Here is a 13,309-nt window from a genome sequence, read left to right as displayed (position 1 = left end):
TCCTCAAGAGCGGTCGATATTTAGGCTGACCTCAAAACAACGACTGCTGCACCGGCTTCGGCGGCGCGAGCTTCACGCCCTCCAGCTCCAGCATGCGCGCCTTCGACACGGAGCCGCCGGGGGCAGAGAAGCCGCCGATCTTGTTGCCGGCGGCGAGAACGCGGTGGCAGGGGATGATCAGCGCCACCGGGTTCTTCGCCATGGCCTGGCCGACGTCGCGGGCGGCTTCGGGGCCGTGGCCGAGTTGTTTGGCGAGCGCGCCGTATGTGGTCGTTTCCCCCCAGCGCAGGCGGCGGGCGGCGGCGTAGATGTCGCGGAAGAAATCGTCCTGGCCTGCGAGATCGAGCGCGAGATCGGAGAAGTCGATCTGCTCGCCGGCAAAATAGCGTTTTACGGCGGCGATGGCTTCCACAATGTCAGGCGTCGGGGCTGCCGGTTCGGCATCGGGGACGCGGCGCAGCAGCAGGCGTTCGGTTCCATCAGCGCTTGATGTCGGCAACTGAAAGCGGGTGATGCCGATGGCGTTCCATGCGATGCCGCAGAAACCGCCTGCGGTTTCGAAGATGGCGTAGTGCTGTGCTTGTTGGGCCATGGGTCTCGCCTCCCGATAGTGAAGCCTGTCGACCGACATGATCGGCCTCACCCGAAAATCGTACCTGCCGGCTACGAATTCAACCCGTTTCTTGCGCGCCGCGAATTTGCGGTCAGCCGCGCGCCTGGCGGGGCTCGGCTTCGTCCTGCGCAGGCTTTGCGAGATCCGGGCGCAGCTTGGCGAAGACGGCGTCGAAGCCGGCGGCGATCTTTTGCGGCTCGTAGCGGCGTGCGGCCTCAAGGGCTGCGCGCGACAGCGCGGGAATAGCCTCTGGTTTCGCCGCCATGGATGCGATCTCGGCGGCCAGCGCCTTGTCGTCGCCGGGGTCGAAGAGATAGCCGTCCTTGCCGGGATCGATGGACTCGGGAATGCCGCCGGAGCGGGCGCCGATGACGGGCACGCCTTGCGCGAAGGCTTCGATCACCACGCGGCCGAAGGGCTCGCGGAAGAGCGAGGGGACCACGAGCACGTCGATCTGAGGGAAGAAATCCTCGGGCTTGGTCCAGCCAAGGAACTTCGTATTCTCGCGGGGAAACTTCTGCGGCAGCGACTTCGAATAATCGCTCTTGGCGCTGCCGGCGATGACGAAGCGGACGTTCTGGTCGTTGACCAGCCTATGGGCTGCGCGGGCGAGCGTGTCGAGGCCCTTCACCGGATCATGCACGCCGATGAAGCCGAAGCGCATCGGTCCTTCCGGCGGTTTGCGCGGCTCGCTACCGGCAATCGGCGGGACGGCGCCGGGCACGCGGTAAGTGCTGGCGTTGGGGAAATAATCATGCTCGGTGTGGCGGCCGATGATGAAATCGGTCTCGCCGACCACGGCATCGACATAGCGCGAGAAGAATTTCTTGCCGTAGGACGAAACCTGGCAGGAGGAACAGGCGCGCACGCAATTGTCGTCGCCGCGCCGCATGCTGGCCTTCCAGCAAAGCAAAAAGGCGCTGCGCAGGATATGGCAGACCGGCACGCCTGAACGCTTGGCGGCCGCCCAGGTTGCGACGTTGATATTTTCGATGCTGTCGGTCAGCACGATATCCGGCTTGAAACGGCGGATTTCGCGGCGCATGACGAGATAAGCGCGCGGATTGAAATTCTCCAGCGCATGCCAGATCAGCTTCTTCCAGCCCGGCCGGGGAAGCCGGTAATTCCAGTCGATGTTCAGCGTCTTCAGGCGGTGCACGGGCACGCCGTCATAGACCTCGTGCCTGTCCTCGCCCGAGACGTTGACGACTTCGAGGTCGTGACCAGCCGCGATCAGGAGCTTGGCGACCATCATCGCCGAAATCGGGCCGCCGCCATCGATAAAGGGCGGAAAGGCCGCGCAGGCCATCAGGATACGCATGTACAGTCTCCCGGCATCGATATCGAATGTTCTTCTTTTGTTCTTGATTTCCTCAATTCACCTGCTACCATCCCTGCGTTCCCTGGATAGACAGAGGCGGGGCGGATGCTCCGGTGGTTGGTCATGCACGAACAGAACACGCAATCGTCCTTCGATTTCGCAAGCCGCACGATGCACCCGAAATCGTCAAGATTTGGCAAAGAAACCCTGTTTTTCGCGATCCTGCCGGATCCCGAAGCGCGACAGGCCTGCCTGGAGATACAGGCGCGCCTGCAGAGAGAGCATGACGGGCTGCTCTCGCCCATGGCGCCTGAGCGGCTACACGTTTCGCTCTATGGCGTTGCGAGCGCCGAGAAGATAAAGGACGAGATGATCTTCGCGGCTTGCCAGGCAGCGTCGGCGGTCGATGCCTGCCGGTTCGATCTCAGCTTCGATCATGTCGCGTCGTTCAGAACCGGGTCGCGCAACGCCATTGTACTCTCGGGCAATGGCGGTCGGGAACTGTTGCGACAGCTGCATGTCCAGATCGGTATCGAGATGCATGCGATCGGCTGCGAGCCGCATGTGAAAGCCGATTTCCAGCCGCATGCGACGCTGTTTTACGCCGACGAGACGGTGGCTAAGACTGTGCTTGCCGCGCCGGTTGTCATGCCCGCGCGGGAGTTCGTGCTCCTGCACAAACGGCCGGGTGAGCCGACTTACGAGCATGTGGAAAGCTGGCCGCTCAGTGAACGCGGCTGACGGCTTGCCTCACACATGGGAACACGCTTAAAGCTGCTGCAGCAATGACAGCAGCAGCGGAGACAAAGATGGATAGGTCCGAGATCATCATTTCAGGCGATACGGCGGGGATGGAGTGGCGGCTGCCGGTGCTGCGCTTCAAGGGCAGCGACCCGAAGGCGCCGAAGGTCTATATCCAGGCGGCGCTGCATGCCAACGAGCTGCCGGGAACGGCGCTGGTGCATTTCCTCTGCGAGAAGCTGCGCGCTGCCGAAAGCGCCGGCGAGATCCGCAGCGACATCACGATCATCCCGCACGCCAATCCAATCGGTGCGGCGCAATCGCATTTCGGCGAGCTGCAGGGCCGGTTCGATCTTGGGACGCGCACCAATTTCAACCGCGAGTTCCCGCTGATCTCGGTTCGTGATCACAACGGGCTGGTGGCCGAGCTCGACCGCTACAATGCCGTCGACCGGTTGAAGCGCCAGCTGATGCATATGGCGCTCGAAGCGGACCTGGTGATCGACCTGCATTGCGACGATGAATCGCTGCAATATGCCTATATCGACGAGGCCTTCTGGCCGGAGGCGACTGATCTCGCCTCGGCCCTCGACATGGAGGCGGTGCTCCTGTCGGATGGCGAAAGCTCGGCCTTCGAAGAGGCGATCGGCTATGCCTGGAAACACGAGACTTCGGAGAAGAAGACGCGGCTGCCGGGTAAACTCTCGGTCACCGTCGAGCTTCGCGGCATGCGCGACGTCTACCCCGAAATGGCGAAGAAGGATGCCGAGGGGCTGTTCAACTTCCTCGCCGCGCGCGGCGCCATCGCCCATCCGGTTACGCTTGCGCCGTTTACCGGCCCTGCAGTGCCGCTCGACAATATCGAGATGATCCGCGCGCCTGAGGCCGGCACCGTGCTCTTCCATCGCAACATCGGCGAGGAGATCAAGGAAGGCGATCTGCTGGCGACCATCCTCACCCGCCCGGGCATGGCCGATGGCGCGATCGAAGTGCGTGCGCCGCAAGCGGGTCTGATCGTCACCCGCACCTCGTCGCGCCTGGTGCGCCGCCGCGCCGACCTGATGAAGATTGCCTGCGGAGCGGCCAGCAAGGTTGTGCGCAAGCCGGGCGCGCTGGAAAACTGAGCGCCCTGGCATTGGGGCTGGGAACCGATTGGGAAGAACCGAATGACCGTCACCATCTATGGCATCAAGAACTGCGACACGATGAAGAAGGCCCGCACCTGGCTGGAAGAGCACGACGTCGCCTATGATTTCCACGACTACAAGGCATCGGGCATCGACAGGGCGCATCTGGAGACGTGGACGCAGGAGGCGGGCTGGGAAACGGTGCTCAACCGCGCCGGCACGACCTTCCGCAAGCTGCCGGAGGACGCCCGCGAAAATCTCGACCGCGAGAAGGCGATCGCGCTGATGCTGGAGCAGCCGTCGATGATCAAGCGGCCGGTTGTCGAGGCCGACGGCAAGCTTCTGATAGGCTTCAAGCCGGAGATCTATGGCGGGTTCTTCGAGGGCTGATCGATGTCGAAGACGACGCGGGCAACACAGGTTCTGGAGAAGGCGAAAATCGCCTTCACCGTCCACACCTATGAGTATGATCCGAACGCCGAGCGCATCGGGCTGCAGGCGGCCGAAGCCATCGGCGAGGAGCCGCACCGCGTGTTGAAGACGCTCATGGCCGAGGTGGACGGCAAGCCTGTCTGTGTCGTCGTCCCATCCGACCGCGAGGTCAGCATGAAGAAGCTCGCCGCCGCCTTCAAGGGCAAGTCGGCCAACATGATGAAGCCGGCGGATGCCGAGCGCCTGACCGGCTACCATGTGGGCGGCATCAGCCCTTTCGGCCAGAAGAAGCTGGTTCCGACGGCGATCGAGGAAGCGGCAATGAGCGAAGCCCTCGTCTACATGAATGGCGGGCAGCGCGGATTGCAGGTGCGGCTTGCGCCTAAGGATGCGCTTGACGTGTTGAAGGCGACGGCGGCTGCGCTGGTGGCGTGAGCGAGTTCCGGCCTCAACCCTTCCATTTGGCAGCCCAGTCCTTCAGCGCCGACCGCGCCTTGTCCGGCCACTGCTTGACCGGCGGGCGAACAATGATCTTCTTGTTGAAAGGCTTCCAGGCCAGATAGACGGCGCGGCTGTCGATATCAGCAACGAGGATCGCCTCCTCTTCCGTGCACATATGCGGCGTGCAGGCCATGCCGGTAAAAACATTGCCATCGAAGCTGCCGCTGCCGACGCCGGTGATGCTGCGCTCATACTGTTCCTTGTCGGCACCCAGAAGAGCGTAGATTTCCTTTGCCACCGCCGCGTTGGAGAAGAGTTCCGCCGGATGCGCCGCCTTGTGATCGCGCAGCGTGTCCCAGCCCTTTGCGGCATTGGGTTTGAAGGCGACGTCGGCCAATGGCTTGAAGCCGTCGGGCGCAGTCCAGGACCACTGCACGCCGGCGCGGCCGGGGATCGGCTGCGAGGAAAACAGCAGATGATCGCCCTTGTTTTCGACTTCCAGCCCGACGCAATCGTCCGGCTGCCCGTCGAGACGCGGAACGGCGCCCGGTGAAAAGGACAGCACGAAACGATCGCCCGGGCAGGCATTGCCGCCATTGGACGAGGAGCCGATGGCGACCGGGACGTTGCCGACGACCGCCATTTCCTCGATCATCAGATAGGCATTGGCCAGCAGCCTGCGGCCATCGACCGTCAAGGCAAGCTCGTCATCCTGCTTCACGATCTCGACCTTGTGGCCGAACATGGTCATGCCGAGCTCGCCAGCGACTGCCGCTGCCGGCAGGGCGAGCCCCGCCGCGGCCAGTATCCCCATCAGCTGTCTCATCCGCTCCCCGCTCGCCCGATGTCCCCGTGGGACATCTGAATATGCACGGTTGAAATTGGCAAGGGCCGCAAGCTTCAATTTCGCCGCAAAGGGGTCTAAGTCTGATGCGCTGTCCGTCGTTTCAGAAGGTGATCGATCATGAACTACATGCCGCAGGGCGATAACGCCGTAGACCCCATCAAGCTCGACAAGCTCGCCGAAGTCGCCGTCAAGGTCGGGCTGCAGCTTCAGAGCGGCCAGGATCTCGTGATCACCGCGCCTGTCGTGGCGCTGCCGCTGGTGCGGCAGATCACCAAGCACGCCTATATGGCTGGTGCCGGCCTGGTCAGCGCGTTCTATTCCGACGAGGAATCGACGCTGGCGCGCTATCAATATGCCAATGATGCGAGCTTCGACCGGGCGTCCAGCTGGCTCTACGAGGGCATGGCGAAGGCCTATGCGAACGGGGCCGCGCGGCTTGCTGTTGCCGGCGACAATCCGATGATGCTCTCCGAGCAGGATCCCGCCAAGGTCGGCCGCGCCAACCGGGCGATGTCGACGGCCTACAAGCCGGCGCTTGAGAAGATCTCCAACTTCGACATCAACTGGAACATCGTCTCCTATCCGAACCCGGCCTGGGCCAAGCTGGTGTTCCCCAACGATCCCGAGCCGATCGCGGTCGCCAAGCTCGCCAAGGCGATCTTCGCCGCTTCGCGTGTCGACGTCGAGGACCCGATCGCGGCCTGGGCGGAGCATAACGCCAACCTCGCGAAGCGCTCCGGCTGGCTGAACGGCGAGCGGTTCTCGGCGCTGCATTTCACCGGCCCGGGCACGGACCTGACGGTCGGTCTTGCCGATGGCCACGAGTGGCACGGCGGGGCCTCCACTGCCAAGAACGGCATTACCTGCAACCCGAATATCCCGACCGAAGAAGTGTTCACGACGCCGCATGCGCTGCGCGTCGAGGGTTACGTGTCGAGCACCAAGCCGCTGTCGCACCAGGGCACGCTGATCGACAATATCCGCGTGAAATTCGAAGGCGGCCGGATCGTCGAGGCGAAGGCGTCGCGCGGTGAAGAGGTGCTGAACAAGGTGCTCGATACCGACGAAGGCGCGCGCCGGCTTGGCGAAGTGGCGCTGGTGCCGCATTCCTCGCCGATCTCGGCCAGTGGCATCCTGTTTTACAACACGCTGTTCGACGAAAACGCCTCGTGCCACATCGCGCTCGGCCAGTGCTATTCCAAGTGCTTCCTTGATGGCGCCAGCCTCAGCCAGGAGCAGATCAAGGCGCAGGGCGGCAATTCCAGCCTGATCCATATCGACTGGATGATCGGCTCCGACAAGGTCGATATCGACGGCATCAGAGCCGATGGCTCGAAGGTTCCCGTCATGCGGCAGGGCGAGTGGGCGTAACAGCCGGCTCGACAACCGATTTGTCATCCAATTTGGCGGGCATCGAGACCCGCTGACTGAACCAGACGCTCGCCAGCACCGTTGCGAAACCGCAAAGCTGGGCGGGCGTCAGCACCTGGCCGAGCGCCAGCCATCCGAGAAGAGTGGCGACGACAGGGCTCAAGAACCCCAGCGAGGATGCCGCAGACGGCTCGGTGCGGGCGAGACCGCGAAACCACAGAATATATGTCAGCGCCGCGCCGATCAGGCCGAGCCAGGCCATGCCGAGCACGTTTTCGAGCGTCGGCGGCGGCAGAGCGGGCTCGGCGATCAGCGCCACCGGCACCAGCAGCAGGCCGCCCGCCGTCAGCTGCCAGGCGGTGAAGGTGAGGCTTGATACCGGTGGCGTCCAGCGGCGGGTGAGCACCGTGCCGGAGGCCATGGAAACGGCGCCGGCAAGACCCGCGAGAACCCCGATCGGATCCAGTGCGGCGCCTGGCGTCAGCACCAGCAATCCCACGCCCGCCATGCCGACAAGGCCGGCTGCGACCGCCAGCGCCTTGATCGGCCGGCCAAGCACGAGGCGCGAGAGCACGATGACGATCAGCGGCTGGATGGCGCCGACGGTCGCGGCGACGCCGCCGGGCAGCCGGTAGGCCGAAACGAAGAGCATTGCCCAGAAGAAAGAGAAGTTCAGCGCGCCGAGCACGAAGGCACGAAACCACCAGATGCCCTGAGGCAGCCTGCGAACGACCGCGAGCAACAACAGCCCTGCCGGCAGGGCGCGGAGCATGGCAACGGTCAGCGGATAGCCGTGCGGAAGATAGGACGTGGTGACGAAATAGGTGCTGCCCCAGATGGCGGGAGCGAGCGCGGTGGCCAACACATCAGCGGCGTATGTCGTGTTTTTCTTCATATCAAGTATCTCTATCTCAAGATAAAATAAGCCTACGCCGATTTATCTTGACGTCAAGACATATTGCGATAGAGCTCAATCAGCATGGAGTGAGCCGATGGACCGCGTCGACAGGATATTGCAGCAATGGGCCCGCGAGCGGCCTGATCTCGACACCCAGGCGATGGGCCTGCTCGGGCGGATGAAGCGGCTGGCGACGCATCTCGGGCGCGAGGTGGAGCAGGTGCTGCAGAGCCACGGCCTGTCGTCGTCTTCCTTCGACGTGCTGGCGACGCTGCGCCGCTGCGGCGCGCCTTACCAGATGTCGCCGGGCGATCTGCTTGAGATGACGATGGTAAGCTCGGGCACGATGACGAACCGCATCGACCAGCTGGAGAAATCGGGCCTGGTGGAGCGCGTGGTCAATCCGCATGACCGGCGAAGCGTCCTGATCGCGCTGACCGGCAAGGGGCTGAGCCTCGTCAACGAAGCTGTCGGCGCGCATGTCGCCAACCAGCAGCGGCTGACGGGGACGCTTGATCAGGATGAGAAGGCAGCGCTCGATGCGCTGCTCCGGAAGTTCCTGGCGGCGTTCGAATAAAACGCCGCCCTCTCTTAGTGATCAGCGGTAGTAGATCACGTGGCCGCCGTTGAGCGCCCGCTGCACCTGGATGACATTCTTCAGCGCAATGCCGCGATCGGCGATCGCCTGCATCAGGTGCCTGTCGGCGCTGACGGTAGCCTGCGCCTCGCGGATGCCTGATGGCATGGGGTGGCGCAGCGAGAGCGGCAGGGATTGCTCGCGCTGGGACAGCGAGGTGATGCGAATGGCGGTTACGCTATCGTTGTAAGCCTTGCCGAAAATGAACTCGGACACTTTCGACTGGCCCGCCAGCGCCGGCGCGGCAGGCAAAGCGCCGGAGAGCGCGCCGGCAAGGGCGCCGACCATCAGAAGAGCGGGCAACATTCTGTTCACGGTATTTCTCCAGTCTCAAATATCAGAGCGGCCGCGATGGGCGGGCCATGTCAAACGCGCGACGCACCGAAAGGTGGTCGCTTCAGCATCCAGATAAGCACTTTGCGGCAATTTTTAAACGCCCGGAGATGGCGCGCGGCCACGATTTGATGATTGCCCCGCGCGGCCCCCAAAGAAGCCTCGCGGGATCAGAACAGGCTGCCCTGCTTCGGCGGCGCCGCGGGATCAGCGGTCTTCGACTCCGAGGTTTTGCTGCCGCGCTTTCTGGCGCCGGCCGGCGGCTCGCCGCCCTCTGTGGTGATCGCGCCGATGCGGCCATCGGAGAATTCGATCGAGATGCCAGAGCCCGCCGACAACATCGCCGCCTCGGAGACCGGGCGGTTATCCTCGTCGCGAATGACGGCATAGCCGCGCTTCAGGACGTTCTTGTAGGAGAGCGATTGCAGCATGCGCTCCTGCGCCGAGAGCTCGCCGCGGGCGCGCACCAGCTGGTGGCGCACCGCCGTGTCGGCGCTGCGCGAGAGGTTGGCGAGGCGGTCGCGCATCCGCGATGTCTGGCTCTTCAGCCGCGATGGCAGCGAGGCGAGTGCCGCGTCGGCGCGGCCGATGCGCGATTTCGAGCGATCGATCAGCCGCTCCACGGTGCGCTCGGCCCGCGTCATGCGCTCGGCCAGCATCTGGCGGCGCTCGGCGATCCGGTTCGACAGCATGTCGGGGCGCAGATGCGCCGCCGTGCGCTCGAAGCTGCGGCGCTTATTGAGCGTGTTGAGCTCGAGGCCACGGCCAAGGCCCGATGCGGCCTCGTCGAAACGGCGGCGCGGCAAAGCCAGGAGCTGGTCGAGCGAGGGCAGTGCCCGCATCAGCGCCCGCACCTGCTGCCGGCGCTGATCCATCTGCCGCAGCGTGCTGCCCTGCAGCCGGGCGGCAAGACCCGAGAGCTGCGCCTCAAGCTCCGCCTTGACCGGCACGGCCATTTCGGCGGCGCCCGTCGGCGTCGGGGCGCGGACGTCGGCGGCGTAGTCGATCAGCGTCCAGTCGGTTTCGTGGCCGACGGCCGAGATCAACGGTATCCGGCTTTCGGCGGCGGCGCGCACCACGATCTCGTCGTTGAAGCTCCAGAGGTCCTCGAGGCTGCCGCCACCGCGCGCGACGATCAGCACGTCGGGGCGCGGTGTCGGCCCATTGGGCTCGAAAGCGTTGAAGCCGCGAATGGCGTTCGCCACCTCCTCGCCCGAGCCCTCGCCCTGCACCTTCACCGGCCAGACGACGACATGCACGGGGAAGCGATCGGAGATGCGGTGGAGGATATCGCGGATGACAGCACCTGTCGGCGAGGTTACCACGCCGATCACCCGGGGCATGAAGGGCAGCGGCCGCTTGCGGGCGGGATCGAACAGACCCTCGGCTCCAAGCTTGCGTTTGCGCTCCTCTATCAGCGCCATCAGCGCGCCAGCGCCGGCCGGCTCCAGCGTCTCGATGACGATCTGATATTTGGAAGAGCCCGGGAAAGTGGTGATCTTGCCTGTTGCGATCACTTCCATCCCCTCTTCAGGGCGGACTTTGAGGCGCGAAAAGCTCGTCTTCCAGACCACGGCGTCAATGCGGGCGCGATCGTCCTTCAGCGAGAAATAGGCGTGTCCCGACGAATRCGGGCCGCGATAGCCGGAGATCTCGCCGCGCACGCGCACCTGATCGAATGCCGTCTCGACGGTTCGCTTGATCGAACCCGACAGTTCCGACACCGAATATTCGGTGAGATTGCTCGGCGAATCATTGTCGAAGAAGCTGCTCATGGCGCTGTTCTAGCTGAAGAAGCCTGCAAAGGCAGCCCCGTGCGCGGGGAGGTTTTTTGTTCGTCGGCGCTGTTCGATGCTGCGTCTCAGCGAAAACAAGCGCGCTGTTTCAATAGCTTGATAGATCGGCAAGACAGAACGACGTCTGAAGCCAGCGCGCGATTTTCCCCGTTTTGCATGGTGGCACCATGATTGCGGAAGCAACCAAGGAGCTTCCCATGTCCGATCGCTTTGCATCCCACACGCCTTCCCTCACAGGCCCGGCCAGCAGCGGCTTTCCGATCACGCCCGACGACGCGCTGGCGCTGCCAGAAACCACGCGTGCGCTTTATGTCGGCATCGGCGGCAGTCTTGTGGTGGAGATGGCGTCGGGCGCGGTGCTGACCTTCGCGGGCGTGGCCGATGGCGCGCTCTTGCCGCTTCGGGTGTCGCGCGTGCGCGCCTCAGGCACCACGGCAAGCGGCCTCATCGGTCTCGTCTGAATGTCGAACGGCGATACATACGGAACCGCGAATGTTGCCGATGCGTTAATTGTTCGTCAAAGCCAGCGGACGTATAGTGAGGTGATTCGGGAGACCCTGATGATTGCTCTGACCGCATCAGCAATTGGCATCGCAACCGCGCCGATGCGCAACATCTTTTCCATGGTTCTCGTGGGCTTGCTCATCTGCGGAAGCTATATCTGTGCGGCGCTTTTCGGGCCGACCTCGATCATCGATCTCGCCGTCGCCATCCTCTTCTACAACATCAGCCTGCTCGCCTGCCTTGTCGGGCTGCACCTGATCGGGCGCGCCCGCAAGAGAGCGCGCCTCGTCTGATATCCCTCAGGAACCACTCGGCACGTAGCGGAAGAACTGCACCGGCGAGCCCTCCTGCTTCGGCAGCGGCTGCAGGTATGATGGCACGTTACCCTTTTCCAGATGTGCGTAGAGACCATCCGGCTTCATCTTGGCGATCTCGCGCGTCTGCGCGAAATCGGGGCAGAAGGCGAGCGTGGTCACGCCGGTGCCGCGGATGAAGGCTTCCGCATCCGCGGGTGTCGCGAGACCGATATGCAGCTCGGTGAGCATGCCGCCCTGGTTGCGGTGGTAGGGCGCGGAAAGGATACGGTTCTGCGTGAAGCGCAGGATATGAACGCCCATGTCGGAGGGTGCGGAGACAAGGCCGGGCGGGATCGACGCCAGCGGCGCGACAACCTCGGGCGAGGCGCAGGTGAGCTTCTCCTTGGCCTCGGCCAATTCGGCCTGGGTGTTGTCCAGACGCGAGCCGATGAAGCCGCCGACCAGCCCCCAGACCGAGGCAACACTCAAAAGCACGGTCAGGATATAGCTCAGCGCGGCGGCGCCATTTTCGCTGTCGGCATTGGAGACGCGGCGCATGTCGATGATCAGCAGCGCCAGCGGGAAGACGGCGAGCTGATTGGCGAAGGTCGAGCCGCGAACCTGGACAAGCGAGATCCCGAAGCTGATGCCGAGCAGGCACAGCAGGATGAGATGGATACGAACACGATCGGCGTGGAACAGCCGGAAGACGCAGACGGCGATGCCGAACAATCCCGTCGCGTAGAAGAAGCCGAGCGTATAGGGATCCTGATGCATTGCGCCGAAGATCGACTGCGCTTCCTGGACATTGTTGAGCCAGAGGTCGATCAGCATCGGGTCGAGATCGGCAAGCGGATTGCGCAGGCATTGCGGGGCGATGATGAGCGCCGAGGCGAGCACGCCGGCCCCCACGCCCGCAAGGACCACGAAGCGCAAGCCGCGGCCGAGGCCGCTGGCAAAAGCGGCGGCAAACAGGAGCAGACCGCCGCCGATGGTCGCCAGGCTGTAATAGCCGAGAGAGAGGTTGTCGCAGGTGACGGCCGGATAAAGCCTCGGCGGCACCGTGCCGAAGAAGAACAGGCTGATCGACAGCGCGAGCGTCAGGCCGAAGGCCTTGGCGGCGGGCGCGAAGGGCTTTCCCTCCCAGGCCCAGGCCAGCGAAACGACAAGGCAGACGCCGGCGACGAAGGGCGTGGTCTCGGCGCCGATCGCAATCGCCAGTGCCGCTGAGAAGCCAGCGATCGCGTAGCTCAGCGGCCTGTGATCCTCATCGAGCAGCATGGCCGTCATGATCGCCACCAGGGCAAACTGGACATTGTGATGATCGATGGAGCCGGGCAGGAAGCGGTTGCTGGCAAGAAGCAGGAAGACGGTGAACCCCAGCGCGATATGCATGCCAAACACGCCGCCGACGCGCCGGCCGGCAAGCCCCATGCCCCAGAGGCTAGGAATGACGAGCGAGAGCGGCCAGACGAGCAATGCCGCGGCTTCGGCCCGCTGCTCAGGCAGGAAGAGCGAGAAGAACTTGATCAGCGTTGCGATCGGAAGGTCGATCACCCGCGACCAGTGCATCAGCGTGCCATTGCCCAGCCCCATGCGATACTGCATGAGATCGAACCAGCCCTGTCCGTTCAGGAAATCGCGAACCTCGACGAGGCGCATGACATCGTCATTGTCGGCACCGACATAGTCCTTGGCATTCGGCAGGCGAAGCGCGACGATCGCGATTATCAGCAGCACGCTGTAGAAGAAAACAGAAGGCCAGAGGCGCGTCGCCTGCAATTGCAGCTTTTCGCGGAGGGACATGGATGTTGGTTCACCAGTCATCGGGGCAACAGTCGCCATGAAGCAGATCTCGTCATTGATTGCGGCGCGACTTTACGATGCCCGTATCAAGAAAGCGTAAAGTAGCGGCGCGGTCTTACCTTCTCCGGCGTGTGCATGATCTTCGA

The 13,309-nt window shown here is 63.7% G+C and carries 15 protein-coding genes; 8 read left to right on the top strand and 7 right to left on the bottom strand.

Annotated elements, in window-relative coordinates:
• Nucleotides 1-31: 31 nt before the first annotated feature.
• The gene (locus tag AC1DOG_RS14355; protein ID WP_477928883.1) at nt 32-592 is read right to left on the bottom strand and encodes a methylated-DNA--[protein]-cysteine S-methyltransferase; all 561 of its coding nucleotides are present in this window, start codon (nt 590-592) and stop codon (nt 32-34) included.
• A 112-nt stretch (nt 593-704) separates the two neighbouring features.
• The gene (locus AC1DOG_RS14350; RefSeq protein ID WP_477928881.1) at nt 705-1,934 is read right to left on the bottom strand and encodes a glycosyltransferase; all 1,230 of its coding nucleotides are present in this window, start codon (nt 1,932-1,934) and stop codon (nt 705-707) included.
• A gap of 123 nt (nt 1,935-2,057) precedes the next feature.
• Here AC1DOG_RS14350 and AC1DOG_RS14345 point away from each other — a divergent pair, with 123 nt between their 5' ends.
• Genes AC1DOG_RS14345 through ybaK form a run of 4 tightly spaced genes read left to right on the top strand, consistent with a single transcriptional unit; the run spans nt 2,058 to nt 4,669 of the window.
• On the top strand, nt 2,058-2,675 hold the full coding sequence (locus tag AC1DOG_RS14345) for a 2'-5' RNA ligase family protein (RefSeq protein WP_477928879.1): 618 nt from the start codon (nt 2,058-2,060) through the stop codon (nt 2,673-2,675).
• Nucleotides 2,676-2,719: 44 nt separating this feature from the next.
• Entirely contained in the window at nt 2,720-3,799 is a 1,080-nt protein-coding gene (locus tag AC1DOG_RS14340; RefSeq protein ID WP_477928877.1) for a succinylglutamate desuccinylase/aspartoacylase family protein, read from the top strand.
• Nucleotides 3,800-3,841: 42 nt separating this feature from the next.
• A complete protein-coding gene (locus AC1DOG_RS14335) occupies nt 3,842-4,192 on the top strand; it encodes an ArsC family reductase (RefSeq protein ID WP_477928875.1) in 351 nt (116 codons plus the stop codon).
• A 3-nt stretch (nt 4,193-4,195) separates the two neighbouring features.
• Complete coding sequence (gene ybaK, locus AC1DOG_RS14330; RefSeq protein WP_209188800.1) at nt 4,196-4,669, top strand: Cys-tRNA(Pro) deacylase; 474 nt, start codon at nt 4,196-4,198, stop codon at nt 4,667-4,669.
• Nucleotides 4,670-4,682: 13 nt separating this feature from the next.
• On the opposite strand, the gene AC1DOG_RS14325 is transcribed toward ybaK, so the two are convergent.
• Nucleotides 4,683-5,489, bottom strand: coding sequence for a hypothetical protein (locus AC1DOG_RS14325; protein ID WP_477928873.1), 807 nt, complete (start codon nt 5,487-5,489; stop codon nt 4,683-4,685).
• Between the two features lie 150 nt (nt 5,490-5,639).
• On the opposite strand from AC1DOG_RS14325, the gene AC1DOG_RS14320 reads away from it, so the two are divergent.
• Nucleotides 5,640-6,893, top strand: coding sequence for an aminopeptidase (locus AC1DOG_RS14320; protein WP_477928871.1), 1,254 nt, complete (start codon nt 5,640-5,642; stop codon nt 6,891-6,893).
• Here AC1DOG_RS14320 and AC1DOG_RS14315 read toward each other — a convergent pair.
• Nucleotides 6,868-7,788 (bottom strand): EamA family transporter, encoded by a 921-nt coding sequence (locus AC1DOG_RS14315; RefSeq protein WP_477928869.1) that lies wholly within the window; start codon nt 7,786-7,788, stop codon nt 6,868-6,870. The genes AC1DOG_RS14320 and AC1DOG_RS14315 overlap by 26 nt on opposite strands.
• 97 nt (nt 7,789-7,885) lie before the next feature.
• Here AC1DOG_RS14315 and AC1DOG_RS14310 point away from each other — a divergent pair, with 97 nt between their 5' ends.
• A complete protein-coding gene (locus AC1DOG_RS14310) occupies nt 7,886-8,368 on the top strand; it encodes a MarR family winged helix-turn-helix transcriptional regulator (RefSeq protein WP_477928867.1) in 483 nt (160 codons plus the stop codon).
• Between the two features lie 21 nt (nt 8,369-8,389).
• Here AC1DOG_RS14310 and AC1DOG_RS14305 read toward each other — a convergent pair whose 3' ends face one another.
• A complete protein-coding gene (locus tag AC1DOG_RS14305) occupies nt 8,390-8,743 on the bottom strand; it encodes a hypothetical protein (protein WP_477928865.1) in 354 nt (117 codons plus the stop codon).
• A 188-nt stretch (nt 8,744-8,931) separates the two neighbouring features.
• Complete coding sequence (gene xseA / locus AC1DOG_RS14300) at nt 8,932-10,536, bottom strand: exodeoxyribonuclease VII large subunit (protein ID WP_477928863.1); 1,605 nt, start codon at nt 10,534-10,536, stop codon at nt 8,932-8,934.
• A gap of 218 nt (nt 10,537-10,754) precedes the next feature.
• Here xseA and AC1DOG_RS14295 point away from each other — a divergent pair, with 218 nt between their 5' ends.
• Both AC1DOG_RS14295 and AC1DOG_RS14290 read left to right on the top strand, forming a co-directional pair.
• Nucleotides 10,755-11,018, top strand: coding sequence for a spike base protein, RCAP_Rcc01079 family (locus AC1DOG_RS14295; protein ID WP_477928861.1), 264 nt, complete (start codon nt 10,755-10,757; stop codon nt 11,016-11,018).
• 99 nt (nt 11,019-11,117) lie between these two features.
• Entirely contained in the window at nt 11,118-11,354 is a 237-nt protein-coding gene (locus AC1DOG_RS14290; protein ID WP_477928859.1) for a hypothetical protein, read from the top strand.
• Between the two features lie 6 nt (nt 11,355-11,360).
• On the opposite strand, the gene AC1DOG_RS14285 is transcribed toward AC1DOG_RS14290, so the two are convergent.
• Complete coding sequence (locus AC1DOG_RS14285; RefSeq protein WP_477928857.1) at nt 11,361-13,202, bottom strand: hypothetical protein; 1,842 nt, start codon at nt 13,200-13,202, stop codon at nt 11,361-11,363.
• Nucleotides 13,203-13,309: the final 107 nt, after the last annotated feature.

The sequence above is a fragment of the Rhizobium sp. 01N48 genome (genome assembly GCF_056399145.1).
This window is presented reverse-complemented; position numbering and strand designations above follow the sequence as displayed.

What these genes read in the sequence shown, in the direction of transcription:
- AC1DOG_RS14355 (WP_477928883.1), bottom strand. Translation starts at nt 592, where the DNA reads ATGGCCCAACAAGCACAGCACTACGCCATCTTCGAAACCGCAGGCGGT.
- AC1DOG_RS14350 (WP_477928881.1), bottom strand. Translation starts at nt 1,934, where the DNA reads ATGCGTATCCTGATGGCCTGCGCGGCCTTTCCGCCCTTTATCGATGGC.
- AC1DOG_RS14345 (WP_477928879.1), top strand. Translation starts at nt 2,058, where the DNA reads ATGCACGAACAGAACACGCAATCGTCCTTCGATTTCGCAAGCCGCACG.
- AC1DOG_RS14340 (WP_477928877.1), top strand. Translation starts at nt 2,720, where the DNA reads ATGACAGCAGCAGCGGAGACAAAGATGGATAGGTCCGAGATCATCATT.
- AC1DOG_RS14335 (WP_477928875.1), top strand. Translation starts at nt 3,842, where the DNA reads ATGACCGTCACCATCTATGGCATCAAGAACTGCGACACGATGAAGAAG.
- ybaK (WP_209188800.1), top strand. Translation starts at nt 4,196, where the DNA reads ATGTCGAAGACGACGCGGGCAACACAGGTTCTGGAGAAGGCGAAAATC.
- AC1DOG_RS14325 (WP_477928873.1), bottom strand. Translation starts at nt 5,489, where the DNA reads ATGGGGATACTGGCCGCGGCGGGGCTCGCCCTGCCGGCAGCGGCAGTC.
- AC1DOG_RS14320 (WP_477928871.1), top strand. Translation starts at nt 5,640, where the DNA reads ATGAACTACATGCCGCAGGGCGATAACGCCGTAGACCCCATCAAGCTC.
- AC1DOG_RS14315 (WP_477928869.1), bottom strand. Translation starts at nt 7,788, where the DNA reads ATGAAGAAAAACACGACATACGCCGCTGATGTGTTGGCCACCGCGCTC.
- AC1DOG_RS14310 (WP_477928867.1), top strand. Translation starts at nt 7,886, where the DNA reads ATGGACCGCGTCGACAGGATATTGCAGCAATGGGCCCGCGAGCGGCCT.
- AC1DOG_RS14295 (WP_477928861.1), top strand. Translation starts at nt 10,755, where the DNA reads ATGTCCGATCGCTTTGCATCCCACACGCCTTCCCTCACAGGCCCGGCC.
- AC1DOG_RS14290 (WP_477928859.1), top strand. Translation starts at nt 11,118, where the DNA reads ATGATTGCTCTGACCGCATCAGCAATTGGCATCGCAACCGCGCCGATG.
- AC1DOG_RS14285 (WP_477928857.1), bottom strand. Translation starts at nt 13,202, where the DNA reads ATGGCGACTGTTGCCCCGATGACTGGTGAACCAACATCCATGTCCCTC.